12 protein-coding genes and 2 pseudogenes are annotated in these 20,182 nt (G+C 75.1%); 9 read left to right on the top strand and 5 right to left on the bottom strand.

Annotated elements, in window-relative coordinates; translation table 11 throughout:
- Positions 1 to 90 precede the first annotated feature (90 nt).
- Both C2142_RS15435 and C2142_RS15430 read right to left on the bottom strand, forming a co-directional pair.
- On the bottom strand, positions 91 to 582 hold the full coding sequence (locus C2142_RS15435) for an SUKH-3 domain-containing protein (protein ID WP_241003202.1): 492 nt from the start codon (positions 580 to 582) through the stop codon (positions 91 to 93).
- 101 nt (positions 583 to 683) lie between these two features.
- Positions 684 to 1,139: a YwqJ-related putative deaminase gene (locus C2142_RS15430; protein ID WP_148643175.1), complete on the bottom strand. Its 456-nt coding sequence runs from the start codon at positions 1,137 to 1,139 to the stop codon at positions 684 to 686.
- 376 nt (positions 1,140 to 1,515) lie between these two features.
- On the opposite strand from C2142_RS15430, the gene C2142_RS15425 reads away from it, so the two are divergent.
- From C2142_RS15425 to C2142_RS15400, 6 genes and pseudogenes are all read left to right on the top strand, one after another.
- Positions 1,516 to 2,694 (top strand): Gfo/Idh/MocA family oxidoreductase, encoded by a 1,179-nt coding sequence (locus C2142_RS15425; protein ID WP_241002599.1) that lies wholly within the window; start codon positions 1,516 to 1,518, stop codon positions 2,692 to 2,694.
- Positions 2,691 to 3,437 (top strand): annotated as a pseudogene (locus tag C2142_RS15420) (NAD-dependent epimerase/dehydratase family protein); the annotation flags it as partial. The gene C2142_RS15425 and the pseudogene C2142_RS15420, both read left to right, overlap by 4 nt.
- A gap of 40 nt (positions 3,438 to 3,477) precedes the next feature.
- Complete coding sequence (locus tag C2142_RS15415; protein ID WP_148644805.1) at positions 3,478 to 4,053, top strand: DegT/DnrJ/EryC1/StrS family aminotransferase; 576 nt, start codon at positions 3,478 to 3,480, stop codon at positions 4,051 to 4,053.
- A 47-nt stretch (positions 4,054 to 4,100) separates the two neighbouring features.
- Positions 4,101 to 5,102, top strand: a complete 1,002-nt coding sequence (locus C2142_RS15410; RefSeq protein ID WP_148644804.1) for an SMI1/KNR4 family protein — start codon at positions 4,101 to 4,103, stop codon at positions 5,100 to 5,102.
- 87 nt (positions 5,103 to 5,189) lie between these two features.
- A complete protein-coding gene (locus C2142_RS15405; protein WP_148643174.1) occupies positions 5,190 to 7,937 on the top strand; it encodes an SUKH-4 family immunity protein in 2,748 nt (915 codons plus the stop codon).
- Positions 7,938 to 8,202: 265 nt separating this feature from the next.
- Positions 8,203 to 9,609, top strand: coding sequence for a hypothetical protein (locus C2142_RS15400; RefSeq protein ID WP_148643173.1), 1,407 nt, complete (start codon positions 8,203 to 8,205; stop codon positions 9,607 to 9,609).
- A gap of 85 nt (positions 9,610 to 9,694) precedes the next feature.
- Here C2142_RS15400 and C2142_RS15395 read toward each other — a convergent pair whose 3' ends face one another.
- Positions 9,695 to 10,363, bottom strand: a complete 669-nt coding sequence (locus tag C2142_RS15395; protein ID WP_148643172.1) for a hypothetical protein — start codon at positions 10,361 to 10,363, stop codon at positions 9,695 to 9,697.
- Between the two features lie 387 nt (positions 10,364 to 10,750).
- On the opposite strand from C2142_RS15395, the gene C2142_RS15390 reads away from it, so the two are divergent.
- Positions 10,751 to 11,152 (top strand): beta/gamma crystallin domain-containing protein, encoded by a 402-nt coding sequence (locus C2142_RS15390; protein WP_162002478.1) that lies wholly within the window; start codon positions 10,751 to 10,753, stop codon positions 11,150 to 11,152.
- 81 nt (positions 11,153 to 11,233) lie between these two features.
- On the opposite strand, the gene C2142_RS15385 is transcribed toward C2142_RS15390, so the two are convergent.
- Complete coding sequence (locus C2142_RS15385; RefSeq protein WP_148643170.1) at positions 11,234 to 12,547, bottom strand: nucleotide sugar dehydrogenase; 1,314 nt, start codon at positions 12,545 to 12,547, stop codon at positions 11,234 to 11,236.
- 675 nt (positions 12,548 to 13,222) lie between these two features.
- Here C2142_RS15385 and mfd point away from each other — a divergent pair.
- Positions 13,223 to 16,847 (top strand): annotated as a pseudogene (mfd, locus tag C2142_RS15380) (transcription-repair coupling factor).
- Between the two features lie 188 nt (positions 16,848 to 17,035).
- On the opposite strand, the gene C2142_RS15375 reads toward mfd, so the two are convergent.
- Positions 17,036 to 17,662: a DUF4352 domain-containing protein gene (locus C2142_RS15375; protein WP_148643169.1), complete on the bottom strand. Its 627-nt coding sequence runs from the start codon at positions 17,660 to 17,662 to the stop codon at positions 17,036 to 17,038.
- A gap of 194 nt (positions 17,663 to 17,856) precedes the next feature.
- On the opposite strand from C2142_RS15375, the gene C2142_RS15370 reads away from it, so the two are divergent.
- The gene (locus C2142_RS15370; protein ID WP_241002598.1) at positions 17,857 to 20,091 is read left to right on the top strand and encodes an N-6 DNA methylase; all 2,235 of its coding nucleotides are present in this window, start codon (positions 17,857 to 17,859) and stop codon (positions 20,089 to 20,091) included.
- Positions 20,092 to 20,182: the final 91 nt, after the last annotated feature.

Below are 20,182 nucleotides of genomic sequence, written 5' to 3'. Positions count from 1 at the left end.
CTGGCCGGCCTTGACTGCGACCGGCCTGAACCAGCTGGCCGGCCTGGACCGCGGCCGCCCGGGGCCTGGGCGGCCCGGGGTGCGCGGCGGCTACGTCTCGTCGGCGGTGCGCAGCCGTTCCGGGGCGGTGCCGAGGACCAGCGCGGTGATCGCCTGGTCGATGTCGTGGCCGAGGAACCACTCGCCGGTGTGGTCGAGGCTGAAGACCCGGCCCTCCTCGTCGACGGCGAGCAGTGCCTGCCCGTACGCCTCCTCGCCGAGCGGGGCCAGCCGGGTGTCCAGGGCGCGGCCGAGGTCGGCCAGGGTGCGCGGCTGGTGGAGCCCGCAGAGCGGGTCGACCAGGAACGGCGTGCGGGCCAGCTGCCGCCCCGGGCCGGCGAGGTCGAAGGCGAGGCCGCCGAACTCGGCCCAGGCCTCCACCGCCGCGGGGAACACCGTGTGCTGGACGCCGGCCGGGCTGCCGTACCCCACCAGGGCGTCGGCCCACTCCTCGGCCTGCCGGATCTCCCAGCGGCCGGGGTGCCAGCCGGCCGCCTTCAGCTCGGCGGCGACATCGGCGGGGAAGCGCGGGCGGGTCCGCAGGGCGGGCCCGCCGAGCGTGGTCGGCGGGGGCTGGGGCGGGCTGGGCGGGTTCAGGGCGGGCTCCGGTGGCTCGGGGGCAGGGGGCGTGCGGGGGTGCCGGGTCAGCGCGGGCCGACGGCCACGCTCTGCACGGTGAAGTGCTCCAGCAGCGGCGCGCAGGAGCGGCAGGGCGGCGCGTGGGTGCCGTGCGCCGGGTCGTGCTCCTCGCGGATCCGGACGGTGGTCAGCCGGGAGCCCTTGAGCGCCTTGCGGGCGTCCTGAACGCTCATCGGCTTGCGGGAGGCGCGCTTGGAGCGCCGGGCGTCCACCGTGGCCAGGTACTGGGAGAGCAGGACGGCCTCCGGGCAGCGGCCGGTGAACCGCTCGCGGTGCTCCAGCGGCAGCGCGTCCAGGAAGTCGCCGACCAGTGGGTGCAGCAGCGGCCGCCGGGCGGGCTTGTCACCGGCCAGCGTGTGCACCTCCCCGCCCTTCAGCGACAGGGCGGCGGCGACGGCGGGCAGCAGGCTGTCGCGGTGGTGGCGCAACAGGGGCGGCCCGGCCGGTTCCCCGGTGGTCATGCGTCCTCCTCCTCCTCTTCCTCTTCCCGTTCCTCTTCCCGCCGACGGCACGGCCGGCAGGGTTGGCCCGGGGCAAGACTGTCAAATGTCACCGACATCCGCACAACCGGGGTACGAGGGCGGACGACCGGTCCCGGCGGCAGGCCGGACGAGCACGGGACACCGGCCGGATCCGCACGCCGTCGTCACGACCCGTCCCCAGGTTTCCCGAACCCACCCCCGGTCGCAGGCGGTGGCCGGCAGCGTTCCAGCAGTGGGCCCAGGGGTGGCCGGCCGGAGGAGGGTTTCCGGCGTGGCATGACAACTCCTCTGCCCGCTCTGGCCGTTGACGCCGCCGGGGTAAGGGGGCCCCGGGTCGAGCAAGGGGGGTCTTGCGATGACGGGGACGGAAACCGCCAACGAGGCACCCGGCGAGCACGTGCCCACACCGGGGGTGCCGCCGCAGCCCACGCCCGCGCACCCGATCGGGATCGCCGTGGTCGGGGCCGGCTACTGGGGCCCGAACCTGGTCCGCAACGCGCAGCAGACGCCGGCGCTGCGCCTGCACTGGCTCTGCGACCTGGACGAGAGCCGGTCGCGCCGGGTGCTGGGGGAGTACAGCACCGTCCGGTCCACCACCTCGTTCGAGCAGGTGCTCGCCGACGAGCGGGTCGGCGCGGTCGCCGTGGCCACGCCCGCCGCCGCGCACTACCGGCTGGTCCGGGCTGCGCTGGAGGCGGGCAAGCACGTCCTGGTGGAGAAGCCGATCACCACCTCCGCCGCGGAGGCCGCCGAACTGGTGGGGCTCGCCGAGGAGCGCGGGCTGGTGCTGATGTGCGACCACACCTTCTGCTACACCCCGGTGGTGCGCCGGATCCGCGAGCTGGTGCACGGCGGCGAGATCGGCGACGTGCAGTTCTTCGACTCGGTGCGGATCAACCTCGGGCTGGTCCAGCCGGACGTCGACGTGCTCTGGGACCTCGCCCCGCACGACCTCTCGATCCTCGACTTCGTGCTGCCGCCGGGCGTCGAACCGGTCGGGGTCTCCGCCCAGGGAGCCGACCCGATCGGCGCCGGCCGGTCCTGTGTCGCCTACCTGACCGTCCGGCTGAGCAACGGCGCGCTGGCGCACTGCCACGTCAACTGGCTCTCCCCGACCAAGGTCCGCACGACGCTGATCGGCGGCTCGCGGCGCACCCTGGTCTGGGACGACCTCAACCTGCAGGCCCGGCTCGCGGTGCACGACCGCGGCGTGGACCTCACCCCGCCCGACGAGCTGACCGACGCGATCTGCCACCAGGCGCTGATCTCCTACCGGGTCGGCGAGATGGTCGCGCCCGCGCTGGTCGAGCAGGAGGCGCTGCGCAACGTGATGGCCGAGTTCGCCGCCGCCATCACCGAGGGCCGGGCGCCGCTCACCGACGGCCGGGCCGGGCTGCGCGTGCTGCAACTGCTGGAGGCCGCCTCGCTGAGCCTCGAACTCGGCGGCGCCACCATCCCGGTGGGTGCCGGTCTCGACGACACCGTGCCGGTCGACCGAATGTCCGACGCACACGAAAGGGCCGCCGCGCGGTGAACGCTGTACAGATCGAGGGCTCCCGCTGCCTGGTCACGGGCGGGGCCGGCACCATCGGCTCCACCGTGGTCGACCAGCTGATCGAGGCGGGCGCCCGCGAGGTGGTCGTGCTCGACAACTTCGTCCGCGGCCGAGCGGCCAACCTGGCCCGCGCCCGGAAGAGCGCCGCCCCCGGACAGCTGCGGGTGGTGGACGGGGACATCCGCGACCGCGCGCTGCTGCGCGAACTGCTGGACCCGGGCACCGACCTGCTCTTCCACCTGGCCGCGATCCGGATCACCCAGTGCGCCACCGAGCCCCGGCTCGCCCTGGAGATCATGGTCGACGGCACCTTCGACGTGGTCGAGGCCGCCGCCGAGAAGGGTGTCGGCAAGGTGATCGCCTCCTCCACCGCCTCCGTCTACGGCCTCGCCGACACGTTCCCCACGCCCGAGACCCAGCACCCCTACAACAACGACACCCTGTACGGCGCCGCCAAGGTCTTCAACGAGGGCCTGCTGCGCTCCTTCCACGCCATGCACGGGCTGGACTACGTCGCGCTGCGGTACTTCAACGTGTACGGCCCCCGGATGGACGTGCACGGCAGGTACACCGAGGTGTTCATCCGCTGGATGGAGCGGATCGCCGCCGGGCAGCCGCCGCTGATCTTCGGCGACGGCGCGCAGACCATGGACTTCGTCTACACCGAGGACATCGCCCGGGCCAACCTGCTGGCCGCCGCCGCGCCCGTCACCGACCGGGTCTACAACATCGCCGGCTCCACCGAGGTCTCGCTGCGTCCGGCTGATCGGCGACCACGGCTCCGGCCGCAAGTACGAGCACGAGCGGCTCGGCTTCAACTCCCGGCTGGACGCCCTCCAGGCCGTCGTCCTGCGGGCCAAGCTGCGCCGGCTGCCCGCCTGGAACGACGCCCGCCGGGCCGCCGCCGGCCGGTACGACCTCCTGCTGGCCGGGCTCGACGGCGTCACCACGCCCCGGACCGCGCCCGGCAACGAGCACGTCTGGCACCTGTACGCGGTCCGGATCGGGCCCGGCCGGGACCGGGACGCCGTGCTCGCCGCCCTGCACGCGGCCGGCGTCGACGCGGGCGTCCACTACCCCGTGCCGGTCCACCTCCAGCCCGCGTTCCGTCACCTCGGCCACGGCGAGGGGGCGTTCCCGGTCGCCGAGCGGGCCGCCCGGGAGCTGCTCACCCTGCCGCTCTACCCGCAGATCACCGGGGGCCGGCAGGAGCGCGTCGCCGAGGCCCTCGCCAAGGCGCTCGCCCAGGGCCGGCGGTGGCGCGTCGCCGAGCACCTCGCCGAGGCCCCGCCCCCCGGGCGGGGGTCCGGGTCCGGGGCCGACCCCCTACGCTGGTAGCCAGCAAGCGCACCGGAGTATTTGCAGCAGCCAGTGGGGGCTCCCAGATGACGACAGGTCGGCCCGGCGTCGCCGCCGCACCGAACGCGGCGTACGCAGGTCAGGTGGTGCAGTTCCCGGACCCGGTCCGCGCGGAGCGGCACCCGGCCGGGGTCCGGGTGGACGAGTACGGCTTCCCGGACTTCGGCCCCTACGCCGCCGCCGCGGCCGAGGTCGCGGACCCGCCGGAGGGCTTCGGCGTCGACGAGCTGCGCCTGACCGACTACGTCTCGGCCAACGCCGCGCAGTTCACCCAGGGCCACCCGCTCTGGGCCGACCTGGAGACCGCCGTCGCCACGCCGCCCGGCTGGACCTGGCACCACGCGGTCGGCCGGGCCGCGCCCGGCTGGCGCCGGATGGAGCTGGTCCCGGTCGAGGTCAAGGCGCTGCTGCGGCACCACGGCGGCCTGGCCACCTCCAGCGCCGACCACGGCCGCCGCGGCACCCGCCCGCTGCAGGAACGCCGCCCCGCGCACTTCTCGCTCGCCAAGGACGGCGGCGACCCGATCGGCGTCACCGAGGACCTCGTCCAGCGCGCCGAGGAGCGCCTCGGCTACCGGCTGCCCGGCGCCTACCGGACCTTCCTCAAGCTCGGCGGCGGCCGCGCCCCCGTCGGCGTGGCGCTCGACCCCGAGCTCGGGCTGCTGCTCGACCAGCCGTTCCTGACCCTCAGCGAGGAGTACGGCACCGAGGACGTCGTCTACGCCAACAAGTGCCTGCGCGACCACCTCACCAAGGACTTCCTGGGCATCGCCTACGCCCAGGGCGGCATCGTGGCGCTCAAGGTGCGCGGCGAACGGACCGGCTCGGTCTGGTTCTGCCTCTACGACGACGCCCGCGACGGCGGCGCGCCCGAGGCGCCCGAGGACCGCGTCGCCCGGCTGCTGCTGCCCTGCGGCGAGGACTTCGACGCCTTCCTGCTCCGGCTGGCCGGCAGCCCGCCGGAGCTGGAGACGGTGGCGGAACTGATGGTGGACGGTGGGTTCGCCCGCGTCGTGCCGGTGGGCTGACATGGCCCCGACGGCGGTGGTCAAGGGTGCCCGAGAAGCCGGGACGAAGCAGCAAGCGGGGATGAAGGGGACAGGAGTGAACCGGGCGTGGTGACGTATGCGCAGGCGCAGGAGCTCGCCGACGAGTGGATCAACGGCGGGGTGCCGCGTTCACAGCAGCGCGAGGTGCGGGTCCGGGAGTTCGACCTGGGCTTCGTCTGCTGGGCGGTCCAGCCCGGCGACGGCGCCCAGACCCCGGGCGAGGCGGGTGCCGACGGCGTCGGCGGTCCGGCCGCCTCCGGGGGTTCGGCCGGTGAGGTGCGGCTGGTGATCGCCCGGGACTCCGGCGCCAGCACGCTCTGGCCCGCCCTGCCCGTCAACGAGGTGGTCCGCCAGTACGAGGAGGTCTACGGCCGGCCGGTGGCGGCCAACCCGGCCGGGGCGGCGAGGCCCGCCCCCGGGCCGGTCGAGGCGACGTCCTTCCTGCTCAGCCCGCCGCAGTGGCTCCAGGAGGCCGGCGCCGCGGCGATCGCGGCCGAGGCCGAGCGGCTGGGGACGCCGGAGCCCGCTCCCGCCCCTGCGCCGGCTGCGCCCGCCCCTGCCGTTCCCGCCCCGGCTGCGGCCTCCGAGCCCGTGCCGGCGCCCGCCGTGCTGACCACGCCGCCGGTCTCCGAGCGCCCGGCCGGGGACGCGCCGACCATGCTCGCGCCGCCGCCCGGCCACGACGAGCCGGCCTTCCCCTTCCCGCCGCCCGCGCCCGTCGCGCCGGCCGGCCCGGCCGTGCCGCCGGCGCCGCCGGCCGGCTCCCCGGGGGTCGAGGCGGCGACCGTGCTGCTGCCCGACGGGCTGCGGACCAACGGGGCCGGCCTGCCCGGCGAGCCCCGGCCCGGTGCCGAGGCGGCCACCGAACTGCTGCCCGTGAGCGGCTACGACATGCCCCCGGCCCCGGTCGGGGGGCCGGCCGCCGAGCCCGCGCGCACCCTGCTGGCGCCGCCGGAGGGCCTGCCGGGTGCGCCGGGTGCGCCGGGTGCGCCGGGTGTTCCTGCCGGTCCCGGTGCGCCGGGTGTCGGCGGCCCGGGTGCGCCCGTGGAGTACGCGGCGACCATGCTGGCGCCGCCGGACGGGCTGCCGGGTCTGGCCGGCCTGCCGGGTGCGCCGGGTGCGCCGGGTGTTCCTGCCGGTCCCGGTGCGCCGGGTGCCGGCGGCCCGGGTGCGCCCGTGGAGTACGCGGCGACCATGCTGGCCTCGCCGGACGGGCTGCCGGGTCTGGCCGGTCTGCCGGGCGCTCCCGGCCCCGGCGCGCCCGTCGCCCCGCCCGCCGGAGACGCGCCGCAGGGCGCCCTCGGCCGCGGCGCGGGCGGTGCCCCGCCGCCCCCGCCCCCGGCGGGCCTGCGCGGCGGCGCGCCCGGCCCGGTCGGCGCCCCCGTCTCGCTCGGCCGCAGCACCGGCTCGGCCCCGCCGCCGCCCCCGCCGGGCGAGCTGCGGAACACCCCCGGCTCCGGCACCCCCGCCGCGAGCCCGGGCGGCCGCGGCGCGGGCGGTGCCCCGCCGCCCCCGCCCCCGGCGGGCCTGCGCGGCACGGACGCGCCGGCCGGGCCGCCCGCTCCGCCCGCCGGCGCCACGCCCGGTGCAGGGGTGGCGTACGAGCGCACCCAGCTGGCCGGCGCGATCGACCCGGCGCTGCTCGGCGCGCCCGCCGACCCCGGGACCCCGCCGTCCGGCGGCCCGGCCGTACCGCCGCCGCCCGGTGGCCCCGGCCCCGGCGCGCCCGCGGCCGGCTACGGCTACCCGGGAGCGGCCTCGCCCGCCGCCCCGGCCCCGGCGGCCGCCGTCCCCCCGGCGCCCGTCCCGGGCCCGCCGCAGGGCGCCCCGGTGCCGCCGGGCGTGCCCGCCGTCGGCCCGGGCTACTTCGCCGCGCTCAGCTACCGGGGCCCGGACGGCTCCGAGCAGAAGCTGCTGCACCGCAGCGAGCCCGGCACCCCGCACCCGGAGTGGAAGATCCTCCAGGACCTGCGCCGGCTGAACGTCCCGCCGGAGCAGGTGCTGGAGCTCTACACCGAGCTGGAGTCCTGCGACCTCCCGGGCGGCTACTGCAACCGGATGATCGCGGCGTCCTGGCCGAACGTCAGGCTCACCCACACCGCCGACTACGGCCGTGACCACCACTCCCGGCAGGCCGGGATGGCCCAGCTGCTCGACCACCTGGACGAACTGCACCAGCTGGCCTCCGGCGCCCAGCGGGTCCGCCCGTTCCGGGTGCCGCTGCCCGCCCCGGGGACGGTCCCGCCGCTGCCGCCGATCGCACCGCAGCAGCTCGCCCAGGAGCTCGGCCACGCCTTCGCCCAGAACGTGTTCCGCTTCGAGCAGCGCGCCGTCTCGCGTCAGGGCGTCCCCGAGCCGGTGGCGCAGACCCTGATGTGGGCGGGCCTGCCGCGCGAGTTCGGCCCGTTCTTCTGGGCCCAGGCCCAGGAGGGCCGGCCGATCCCGACGCTCGCCGAGCTGGCCGCCGAGCGCGGCCTGGCGGGCGGCCCGGACTTCGGCGGCTACCTGGTGCTCGGCAACGACTACGGCCGCCAGCTCTGTGTGCAGTACGGCACGGCGCACGTGGTCGCGGTGGACATGGACGGAACCGGGGAGCCACCCCGGTTCGTCAACAGCGGTGTACCGGAGTTCGTCCGCGCCCTGGCCCTGCTGGGCAGGATGTGGCGGCTGCGGTACGGGCTGACGCCGGACCAGGCCGGTCGCTGGACGACCGACTTCCAGGCCCAGCTCGCCGCGATCGACCCGGCGGCCCTGCAGTCGGCGGACACCTGGTGGGCCGTCCTGCTGGAGCAGTTCTGGGACGGCCTGTTGTAGCAGGTCGTCGCGGATCCGCGCAGGTGGAGGGGGTCGTTCCGGTGTCCGGAACGACCCCTTCGGCATGCCGCTGCGGCTCTGCCTCGTTGGGGTTTCGCCCTGATCTGCGCAAAATAGGTCAAGAGGATCGGTCCACTCGTCCGGTCCTCGACACGTTCCGATCAGTACCCCGTCGATATGGAGACCGGGTCCTCGATCCGGTTCCCGATCCGTCCGATCCGTCCGATCATGGGCTCCGCAGCCCGCGACCCGAGGGGAAGAGCCCATGAGCGACGCCGTCCCCCAGTACGGCTTCACCGCTGCCCGGCGTGGTTACGCGCCCGAGCAGGTCGACCGAGCGCTGGCCGCTCTCACCGTCCACCGCGACGAGGCGTGGGAACGGCTGAGCGTGCTCGGCGCCGGAATCCGGGAGATGGAGCGCCGCCTGGCCGACATCCAACAGGCGGCGGCCGACGCCCCGGAACCCGACTACCTGGTCCTCAGCGAGCAGGCCGCCGGCCTGGCCCGGATGGCCGAGAACGAGTCCCGCGCCGTCCGGGAGGCCGCCGAGCGGTTCGCCGAGGACCTGCGCGACGAGGTCTACGAGGCCGGCCAGGCCCTCGGCCAGGCCGCCAAGGAGTACGCCGTCACCACCCGCGCCGAGGCCGACCTGGCCGCCCGGCGCACCGACGAGCGGACCAGGGCCGAGGCCGAGACGATCCGGGCCGACACCGACCGGGACAACCGGACCCTGCGCGACTCCGCCACCGCCCACGCCGCCAAGGTGCGGGTCGCCGCCGCCGAGGCGTCCGAGCAGGCCGAGGCCGAGCTGGCCACCCTGCGCCGCAAGGCCGACGAGACCTTCGCCGCGGCCGAGGCCAGGGCCGACGCCGAGGACGCCGAGGTCTCCGCGACCGCCGAGCGCCGGCTCAAGGAGGCCGAGCAGCACCGGGAGACCGTGCTCGGGCAGATCAAGCAGTCGGACGCCGAGGCGCAGGCCCGGGCGGACGAGCTGATCGAGCAGGCCCGCCGCGAGGCCGAGCGGATCAACGCGGCCAGCGAGCGCGAGCAGCGCGAGTTCTCGGCCCGGTACGAGACGGTGCAGCAGCACCTGGACCACATCAAGGCCACCCTCGCCTCGCTCACCGGCGCGGCGGTGGGTGCGGTCGAGCCCGCCGAGGAGGCCCCGGCACCGCAGGCCGTGCCGCCGCAGGCCGCGCCGGGTGCTCCGCCGGAGTCTGAGGCGGCCGGGTCCGAGGCGGCCGGGTCAGTGGTGGCCGGGTCCGAGGCGGCCGTGTCGGAGGTGGCTGCGTCGGGGGTGGCCGTGTCGGAGGTGGACTCGGAGGCGGACACCGGCGAGATCGCGGTCGCCGACCTGCGCAAGGACGTCGCCGCGGGTGCCGGCCGGCCGGCCGCCCCGGTGGAGGCGGCCACGACGGTCCTGCCGGTCACCCCGGGCAGGGTCACGCCCGGGCCGGTGGTTCCCGCCGCTGCGACGGCCGCTCCGGCCGGGGTGCCGCCGCGCCCGTCCTCGCCGCCGAGCGGGGCGACCGCGGTCGGTTGCGCCCCCTCCGGTGCCGCGGGGGCGCCGGGGCGCCAGGAGGAGGAGACCCGGATCATCCCGAAGATCGTGATCGTGGACGACGGCGCCGAATACGCCACCCCGAACACCGTCGGCTACAACCGGCGCTGACGGCTGACGGCTGACGGCTGACGGCTGACGCCTGACGTCTGACGCCTGGCCGTCGGCCGGCCGGCACCGGCCCGCCCGGTGGCGGTCACGAGCCGTCTCCCGCCAGCAGCCGCGCGAGTTTTGCGTCCTGGGCCCTGACCGCCTCCTTCTGGGCGGTCAGGGCCTGCGCGTTGCGGTCGATCAGCTGCCGCTGGTAGCCGGCCAGGACGGCGAACCAGATCCCGGCCAGGTTGCTCCGGCCGGTGCAGTCCGCGTCGGCGAGGGCCGTCGCGCGTTCGGCCGGGGTGACGTCCGGGGCGGCCCGGAACCGGTCCGGCAGCGCCGCCGGGGCGTCGGCCTTGAAGCCCGCGGCGGTCATGCAGGCGGACCACTCCCCGGTCGCGGCGGTCACCCGGGTGTCGCGGCCGGTCGCCGCGATCGACTCGTCGAAGAGCCGGCCGACCAGCTCGGTGCCCGGGTCGGACGGCGAGCCGATCCGCTCCGCCGCCTGCCGGTCGCAGTCCACCCGGGCGCTGTCGTAGGCCTCTCCGGAACCGGCCGCCGGCCCGGTCGGCCGGGGGAGGGCCCGCTTCGGCGGGTGGAAGCCCTGCACGCCCGCGACCGCCGTCCCGAGGTACCCCCAGGCGCCGGCCGGCAGGGCCGTCGCGTTGTCGGGGGCCTGCGCGGCCTGCAGGCCGTCGCCGCCGAAGCCGGTGTACCCGGCCTTCCGCATGCAGGAGACGATCAGCGCATTTCTCGCCTGAATCTCTTTCACGGCCACCTGGTCATTGGCCTGATAAGCGGAGAGCGGAAGTCCGGTCATTCCGGCGCGCCCGGATTCCGGGGCTTTCGGTGTGCCGATCGGCGGCGGGGTCGGCGGGGATTCTGCCGGGCCACTTCCGGGTGAGCTGGCACAACCCGTGGAAAAGGCCGATAAAGAGGCCGCCAGGGTGATGGCGGCGAATCGCCCGAAATGTGGTGGACGTGCCAAGCTCCCGCTCCGATCCTCAGGCGTGGCAAGGTGGTTCGGACCCTAGCGCATTCCGGTTCGGCTCGTTCGGACGGGCGCTCGCAAGGGCTGTCTTGGCCTGAAATCAACTGTTCGGCGGCGAGGCTCCGTGTAAATCTCTGGAGTCGCAACCGCTGCCGACGGAGGGGTTTCATGATTCGCCGCACAAATCCCGCAAATCCTCGTGGAGTACGTCGCCCGGAAAATGGCCCGGCCCGCCGGGCCGGTGCTCTCGCCGTCCTCACCGCAGCCGCGGCCGCACTGCTGCCGGTCACCGGCGCGAACGCGGTGAACCGGGTCGATTGCGGGAACCGCACCGATTTCGCGAAGGTGTTCAACTACGGCTACAGCGGACAGCTCTGCTTCGCGAACGACGGCTGGATGGCGGTCCGCGTCTACAACGTCGACCGGATCGACGCCGGCAACAACCGGGTCATCACCTATCTCGGGGGCGGCCTGGGCTCCTGGACCGTCTTCAACTGGGAGCAGTACGACTTCAACGGCCACCAGGGGCACGAGGTGATGATGTACGACATCAACCTCTCCCGCTGGTAGCCGGAGCAGGGCCCCCGACGCGGTGCCGGGCGGGTGCGGTCGCCCGGCCACCGCGTTCCCGCCGGGCGCGACCGGGTCGAATCAGAGCACCTCGACGGCCGCGCCGGAGAGCCGGCGGCGGCAGTCCAGCACGTACCGGGCGTGCTCGGTCACCGTGTCGTAGTCGAAGTCGTCGTGGTCGGCGAGCAGCACCACCGCGTCCGCCGCGGCCAGTTCCTCCGGCGTCGCCTCGACCCGGCGGACGGCGGCGAACGGGTCGCCGTGCCGGTCCTGCTCGGCCGCCCGCTGCCCGGGGATCACCGGCTCCGGGACGTGCACCCCGACCACCACGTGCGGGTCTGCGGCCCGGACCTCGGCACCCATCCGGGTCAGCAGCTCGGCGACCCGGGCGGCCGGGGTCTCCCGGGCGTCACCGGTGTTCTTCTTGTACGCGAGCCCGAGCAGCAGCACCCGGGAGCCCTTCACCGAGCGCTGCCGGTCGTTCAGTGCCTCCCCGAGCCGGCGCACCACGTAGTCGGGCATGTGGCTGTTGACGTCGTTGGCCAGTTCGACGAAGCGGAACGACTGGCCGAGCGCCCGCTCCACCCGCCAGGAGAGGTACGACGGGTCGATCGGCAGGCAGTGCCCGCCGACGCCGGGACCGGGGGTGAAGCGGAGGTAGCCGAACGGCTTGGTGGAGGCGGCGTCGATCGCCTTCCAGACGTCGATGCCGAGGTCGTGCGCGAACATCGCCAGCTCGTTGACCAGCGCGATGTTCACGTGCCGGAAGGTGTTCTCCAGCAGCTTGGTCAGCTCGGCCTCCTTGCAGGAGGAGACCGGCACCGTCCGCTCGACCAGCCGGCCGTAGAACCCCTCGACCGCCGCCAGCGCCGCCGGGTCGATGCCGGAGACCACCTTCGGGGTGTTCTCCAGCCGCCAGGTCGGGTTGCCCGGGTCGATCCGCTCGGGGCTGTAGCCGAGGTGGAAGTCCCGGCCCGCGGCCAGCCCCGACCCCTCCTCCAGCAGCGGCGCGAGCAGTTCCTCGGTGGTGCCCGGGTAGGTGGTGGACTCCAGGACGACGGTCGCCCCCGGCCGCAGGTGCTGGGCGAGCAGTGCGGCCGAGGCCTCGATGTACGACAGGTCGGGCGTGCCGTCGCGCAGCGGCGTCGGCACGGTGATCACCGCGATGTCGAAGCCCGCCACGTCGGCCGGTTCGGCCGACGGCAGGTACGTCCCGTTCTCCAGCAACGGACGCAGCCGCTCGGCCGGGATGTCCTCGACGTAGGACTCGCCGACCGCCAGCCGTTTGATCCGGCGTTCGTCCACGTCGTAGCCGACCACCTGGTACCCCACCTCGGCCGCCCGGACCGCCAGCGGCAGCCCCACGTAACCCTGGCCTGCGATGACAACGCGCATGACGAAGCACCCCCTCCATCGCGACGCCCCCTGGCCCCTCCGGGCGTCCCCACACGGTCTCCACCACAGGGTAGGGAGGGCGGTCCGGCCCGGGTGCGCGTTCGCGCAAATGGAGGGCGCGGATGTGCGGGAGCCGTGAGCGGGCGTTGTGGACCGGTGCCGGGAACGAAAGAGGCCGAGAGCGGACCGGTGCCGGGAACGAAAAGCGGGCCGGTGCCGGGAACGAAGAGGCCGAGACCCGTGGCGCCCTCCAGGAAAGGGCGCCACGGTTCCCGGCGCTTGGGCGGGCGCCCCCACCCAGGGTCGCCCGGCCTCGCACTCCCGACCCCCATCGGGTGTGCGACCGTGCCTTCCGCAGCCATCCCCCACGGTTGGGTGCGGCGGGCACGTTCACCATGGTGCGCGATCTCCATGGACGGGCAGTGACAGGAGTATGTCCAGTTCGTGGCGGATCACGAAGGCGTGGTCGCAGCCTGCGGCCGGTGCTTCGTCCGCGTCCGGGTGCGGGGCGGGCGTGCGCGAGTGCGTGCCCCGGCCGTGCACCACGTGCGTGTCGGTGCCGCGGCGTAGGCTGGAGACCCCCGGCCGTTCGGCGCGCCGGGCCGTTCGCGTTGCCCCGGCGGGCCTCCGCCGCCCCGGGACAGCACCAGCCACGGGACGAAGAAGAGACTCCAGATGAGCCTGACCGGACTGCTCGATGTCGTCGCACGGGACGCGGCGCTCGCCGAGGCGATCGAGGCCGCGACCGCCGCCGGTGCCGCGGCCGGTGGCCGCCACCACCTGGACCTGGTCGGCCCGCCCGCCGCCAGGCCGTTCGCCATCGCCGCACTGGCCCGCGCGATGGCCGGGCAGGCGGCCGGGGAGCGCGGCCGACCGGTGCTCGCCGTCACGGCGACCGGCCGGGAGGCCGAGGACCTCGCCGCCTCGCTCCGTTCGCTGCTGCCGGCCGACGCGGTCGCCGAGTACCCGGCCTGGGAGACGCTGCCGCACGAGCGGCTCTCGCCGCGTTCGGACACCGTCGGCCGCCGCCTCGCCGTGCTGCGCCGGATCGTGCACCCGCGGGCGGACGACCCGGCGGCCGGGCCGGTGCAGGTGATTGTGGCGCCCGTCCGCTCGGTGCTCCAGCCGCAGGTCAAGGGGCTGGCCGAGCTGGAGCCGGTGGCCGTCCGCAGGGGCGAGTCGCACGACCTGGAGGAGGTCGCCCGTCGGCTCGCCGCAGCCGCCTACGCCCGGGTCGAACTGGTCGAGAAGCGCGGCGAGTTCGCCGTGCGCGGCGGCATCCTGGACGTCTTCCCGCCGACCGAGGAGCACCCGCTGCGGGTGGAGTTCTGGGGCGACGACGTCGAGGAGATCCGCTACTTCAAGGTCGCCGACCAGCGTTCGCTGGAGATCGCCGAGCACGGCCTCTGGGCGCCGCCCTGCCGTGAGCTGCTGCTGACCGACGAGGTGCGGGCACGGGCCGCCGAGCTCGCCGCCGAGCACCCGGGCCTGGCCGAGATCCTCGACAAGATCGCCGAGGGCATCGCGGTCGAGGGCATGGAGTCGCTGGCGCCCGTCCTGGTGGACGACATGGAGCTGCTGCTCGACGTGCTGCCGCTCGGCTCGGTCACCGTGGTCTGCGACCCGGAACGGGTCCGCACCCGGGCCGCCGACCTGGTGGCGACCAGCCAGGAGTTCCTGCACGCCTCCTGGGTGGCGGCCGCGGCCGGCGGCGACCGGCCGATCGACCTGGAGGCGATCGACGTCTCCGCGGCCTCGCTGCGCTCGCTCGCCGAGGTGCGCGAGCACGCCGCCGAGATCGGCCTGCCCTGGTGGTCGGTCAGCCCGTTCGCGACGAGCGGGTCGGCCGTCCACGGGATCCTGGAGTTCGACGCCGACACGCTCACCCTCGGCATGCACGCCGTCGAGGCCTACCGGGGCGACACCGCCCGCGCGATCGCCGACGCCAAGGAGCGGCTGGCCGCCGACTGGCGGGTCGTCATGGTGACGGAGGGCCACGGCCCGGCCTCCCGGCTCGCCGAGGTGCTCGGCAACGAGGGCATCCCGGCCCGGCTGGTCGCCGACCTCGCCGAGGCGCCGACCCGGGACGTCGTGTACGTCTCCTGCGGCTCGATCGAGCACGGCTTCGTCGACGAGACGCTCAAGCTGACCGTCATCACCGAGACCGACCTCTCCGGCCAGCGGTCCTCCACCAAGGACATGCGGCGGATGCCGTCCCGGCGCCGCAACGCGATCGACCCGCTGGCGCTGGCGGCCGGCGACTACGTCGTCCACGAGGCGCACGGCGTCGGCCGGTACGTCGAGATGGTCCAGCGCACCGTGCAGGGCGCCACCCGCGAGTACCTGGTGCTGGAGTACGCGCCGGCCAAGCGCGGACACCCCGGCGACCGGCTCTTCGTGCCGACCGACCAGCTGGACCAGGTCACCAAGTACGTCGGCGGCGAGGCCCCGACGCTGCACCGCCTGGGCGGCGCGGACTGGGCGAAGACCAAGCAGCGGGCCAAGAAGGCGGTCAAGGAGATCGCCGCCGACCTGATCAAGCTGTACTCCGCCCGGATGGCCGCCCCCGGTCACACCTTCGGCCCGGACACCCCGTGGCAGCGCGAGCTGGAGGACGCCTTCCCCTACGCGGAGACGCCCGACCAGCTGACCACCATCGCCGAGGTCAAGTCCGACATGGAGAAGTCCGTCCCGATGGACCGGCTGATCTGCGGCGACGTCGGCTACGGCAAGACCGAGATCGCCGTCCGGGCCGCCTTCAAGGCCGTGCAGGACGGCAAGCAGGTGGCGGTGCTGGTACCGACCACGCTGCTGGTGCAGCAGCACTTCTCCACCTTCGCCGAGCGGTACGCCAACTTCCCGGTGACGGTGAAGGCGCTGTCCCGCTTCCAGACCGACAGCGAGGCGAAGGCCGTGCTGGAGGGGCTCTTCGAGGGCTCGGTGGACGTCGTCATCGGCACCCACCGGCTGTTCTCCTCCGAGACCCGGTTCAAGGACCTCGGTCTGGTGATCGTCGACGAGGAGCAGCGTTTCGGCGTCGAGCACAAGGAGCAGCTGAAGAAGCTCCGCGCCAACGTGGACGTGCTGACCATGTCCGCCACCCCGATCCCGCGCGGAGATGGCGGTCACCGGCATCCGCGAGATGTCCACCATCACCACCCCGCCGGAGGAGCGGCACCCGGTGCTGACCTTCGTCGGCCCGTACGACGAGAAGCAGATCTCGGCCGCCGTCCGGCGTGAACTCCTGCGCGAGGGCCAGGTGTTCTACATCCACAACCGGGTCGAGTCGATCGACAAGGCGGCGGCCCGGCTGAAGGACCTCGTCCCCGAGGCGCGGATCGCCACCGCCCACGGGCAGATGGGGGAGACGGCGCTGGAGAAGGTCGTCGTCGACTTCTGGGAGAAGGAGTTCGACGTCCTGGTCTCCACCACGATCGTGGAGTCGGGCATCGACATCTCCAACGCCAACACCCTGATCGTCGAGCGCGGCGACACCTTCGGGCTCTCCCAGCTGCACCAGCTGCGCGGCCGGGTCGGCCGTGGCCGCGAGCGCGGCTACGCGTACATGCTGTACCCGCCGGAGAAGCCGCTGACCGAGACCGCCCACGAGCGGCTGGCCACCATCGCCCAGCACACCGAGATGGGCGCCGGTATGTACGTGGCGATGAAGGACCTGGAGATCCGCGGCGCCGGCAACCTGCTCGGTGGCGAGCAGTCCGGCCACATCGCGGGCGTCGGCTTCGACCTCTACATGCGGATGGTCGGCGAGGCGGTGGCCGAGTTCCGGGAGTCGCTGGCCGGCGGCGGCGAGCCGGAGGAGGAGCCGCTGGAGGTCAAGATCGAGCTGCCGGTCGACGCCCACGTGCCGCACGACTACGCCCCGGGCGAGCGGCTGCGGCTCCAGGCGTACCGCTCGATCGCGGCGGTCAACTCCGAGGACGACATCAAGCAGGTCCGGGACGAGCTCGTCGACCGGTACGGCAAGCTGCCGGAGCCGGTGGAGAACCTGCTCCTGGTGGCGGCGCTGCGGCTGTACGCGCGGCGCTGCGGGATCTCGGACATCACGCTGCAGGGCTCCAACGTCCGGTTCGGGCCGGTCGAGCTGCGGGAGTCGCAGCAGTTGCGGCTGAACCGGCTCTACCCGCGCAGCCAGGTGAAGGCGGCCGCCCAGCAGCTGCTGGTGCCCCGGCCGAGCACCGGCCGGATCGGCGGCAAGCCGCTGGTCGGGCGTGAACTGCTGGGGTGGTGCCGGGAGTTCCTGTCGGCGATGTTCGACGACCTGGCGGGGGCGAAGAAGTAGCGGCGGGGAGGTTCGCGCGCCGCTTCGGCGGGGCGGGCCTGGCGCGGCTTCGGCGGCGCGGGTCTGCCGGTTGCGGCCGGTGTTGTCGCCGGCTGCGGTGGGGCGGGGCGCCGCCGGTCGGGCCTTGCGGCGGTCTCGGGTCAGGTGCCTGAGGCCGCCGTCGTGCGTCCGCCGGGTGCTGCCCCGGGTCAGCCGAGCTTCCACTGGCCGGTCTGCGGGGCGAAGCCGCTGTCGAGGCCGAACTGGGCCTTGTCGAGCTTGGCGTCCTTCGGCACCTCGAAGGTGACGAAGCCGAGCGCGCTCTCGCCGGGGGCGATGTTGGCGGGGATCTGGAAGCCCGGGCCCGCCTTGGTGTTGGCGACCGTCGTACCGAAGGCCTGGCCCTGGGCGTCCAGCACCTTGGCGCTGTTGGCGGGGACGTCGCTGTAGGCCTTCTTGCCGCTCGCCTTGATCCGGAACTGGATCGAGACGAAGCGCTTGCCGTCGGCCGGGTGGGTGAACTCGTCCTCGCCCTCGGTGTTGTCCACGACCTTCACCAGGGTCACGTCGGCGGTGTCGGCCGGGTCGTTGCCCTTGAGCGCGATGGTGTCCCCCAGCTTGGCCGCGCCCTTGGGGGCGTCGGCCGGCTTGCTCTCGGCGGGCGCGGCGGCACCGGTGGAGCCGGCCGCGCCGGCGGGGGTCGAGGCGGCAGCGGTCTGCTTCGGCTCGGTGGAGACGCTGGAGCCGGTGGAGTTGCAGGCGGTCGCGGTGAGGGCGACCAGTGCGGCGCCCAGCAGCAGGGCGGCGTTGCGGCGGGGGGTGGTGGCGACGGCCATTGAGGTGCTCCTGGTTCTCGGTCCTGGGTTGTCGGCGCTGCTGCGCTGTCGACAGGAGGATCACATCATCTGCTGTGAACGATGTCAACGGCCATTCGCCAAACGTCTCTGTTCACGTGTGAACTTCGGGATGGGGCGTGCTGGCTATGCTGTGTGGTCACACCCCAGCCCGCGTGCCGCCGAAGGAGCCCCCCATGCCGGACCGTCCCGAGGTGACCGCCGTCGAGATCGCCCGGCTGGCCGGGGTCGGACGGGCCGCCGTCAGCAACTGGCGCCGCCGCCACGCGGACTTCCCCCGCCCGGTCGGCGGCACCGACAGCAGCCCGACCTTCGCGCTCGACGAGGTGGCGGACTGGCTCCGCGGCCAGGGCAAGATCGCCGAACTGCCGCTGCTGGAACGCGTCTGGCAGTTGCTGGAGACCCTCCGCGACCCCGCCGGCCACCCCGCCGCGCCGCTCCTCCAGGCCGGGGCCGTCCTCCTGCTGCTGCACCGCGAGCCCGGGCGCTGGCCCGCCCTCGCCGCGGAACCCGACACCCGGCTCGCCACCGCCCTGCCGCGCGCGCTCGCCGACGTCGCCGGCCGGACCCTGGGCGGCGCCGCCGCCCTCCGCCTCCCCGGCCTGCTCGGCTCCACCCAGCTGGACCTGGCCCGCCTGCTCGCCGACCTCGCCTCCGCCGCCGGCGCCCCCGGCGCGTACGAGCAACTGCTCACCCGGTACACCGAGGCCAACAGCCGCCAGCTCAGCCCCACCCCGCCCGAGGCCGCCGAGCTGCTCGCCGCCGTCGCCGGCGTTCCCGCCACCGTGCTCGACCCGGCCTCCGGCCTCGGCGCCCTGCTGCTCGCCCTCCCGTCCACCACCGGCCGCTACGGCCAGGACGCCGACCAGGTCACCGGCGCGCTCGCCGCCCTGCGGCTCGCCCTGCACACGCCCGCAGCCGAACCCGGGCCGCTCCCGGCCGAGATCCGGGCCGGCGACGCCCTGCGGGCCGACGGCTATCCGGGCGACACCTTCGAGGCGGTGCTCTGCCAGCCGCCCTACAACGAACGGGACTGGGGCCACGACGAGTTGCAGTTCGACACCCGCTGGCCGGGCGGTCTCGTCCCGCCGCGCGGCGAGTCCGAACTCGCCTGGGTGCTGCACTGCCTCGCCCACACCCGCCCCGGCGGCCTCGCCGCCCTGCTGCTGCCCCCAACCGTCGCCGGCCGCCGGGCCGGCCGCCGGGTCCGCGCCGAGCTGCTGCGCTCGGGCGCCCTGCGCGCCGTCGTCGCCCTGCCGGCCGGCGCCGCCCCGCCGTACGGGGTGCCGCTCCACCTCTGGGTACTGCGTGCGCCCCGGCCGGGCGACGACTTCCGGCAGGTGCTGATGCTCGACGCGTCCTCCGCGTCCTCCGCCTCGCTCGCCGCGTCGCCGTCCGCAGCGGAGACGGGGGAGGGCGGGCGCGACAGGGTCCGCTGGGCCGAGCTGCGCCGGACGGTCCTGGACGCGTGGCGCGCCTTCGACCTCGCGGCCCGCGAGGGCCTGCCGCTGCCGGAGGACCGGCCGGGCGTCCACCGGACGATGGCCGCGATCGACCTGCTCGACGACGAGACCGACCTCTCGCCCACCCGGCACGTCCCGCCCGCCTCACCGGTCGGCGGGGCCGCCGAACTCGCCCACCTGACCGGCCGGTTGAGCGAGCTGCTGGGCGGGCTCGCGGACCCGGCCGCACTGCTGCCGGAGCCGGGCGGTTCCGGGGGCGGCATGGCCGGGGCGGGTACGGCGGGGGCGGCGGGTGCGGTGGCTCCCGTGCTCTCCGTGGTGTCCGTGGTTTCCGTGGGGGAACTGGTCCGTGGCGGGGTGTTGGAGGTGTACTCCTCCGGTTCCGGCGCACCGGCCCGCCCGGCGGGCGCCGGCCCCGTCGGCACCCCCGTGCTGACGGATCAGGACCTCATCGCGGGCAACCCGCCCAGCGCGGTCCTCGACACGGCGCGCCCGACCGGCACGACCGGCACGACCGGCACGACGGGCGCGGCCGGGGACGTCCGCGTCCGTCCCGGCGACGTCCTCGTCCCCGCGCTCGGGGGTGGGGTGGCCCGGGTCGTGCCACCCGGCAGCCCGCTCACGGGCGCCGCGCTCGGCCGCCAGCTCCACCTGCTGCGCCCCGACCCGGCCGCGCTCGACCCCGACTTCCTGGCCGGCCAGTTGCGGTCCACGGCCTCCACCCGCCGCGCCGCCAGCCACGCCTCCACCACCGCCCGCCTCGACATCCGCCGCGTCGAACTCCCGCGTCTCCCGCTCGCCGAGCAGCGCGCCCTCGGCGCCGCCTTCGCCGGCCTCGCCACCTTCGACACCACCCTCCAGCAGGCCGCCGTGCTCGCCCGCACCCTGACCCAGGCCCTCACCGACGCCCTGGCGACCGGCACGCTCCAGCCACCGGCGGGCTCCTGACCTCCCGTCGGCCGGGGTGCGGCCCGAGCCGGTGAAGTCCGGACCCGGGCGCCGGTCCGGACAGGGCCCGGGTGCCGTTGCACCGGGGTCC

Source organism: Streptomyces sp. CB01881 (genome assembly GCF_002953255.1).
Lineage (GTDB): Bacteria > Actinomycetota > Actinomycetes > Streptomycetales > Streptomycetaceae > Kitasatospora.
This window is presented reverse-complemented; position numbering and strand designations above follow the sequence as displayed.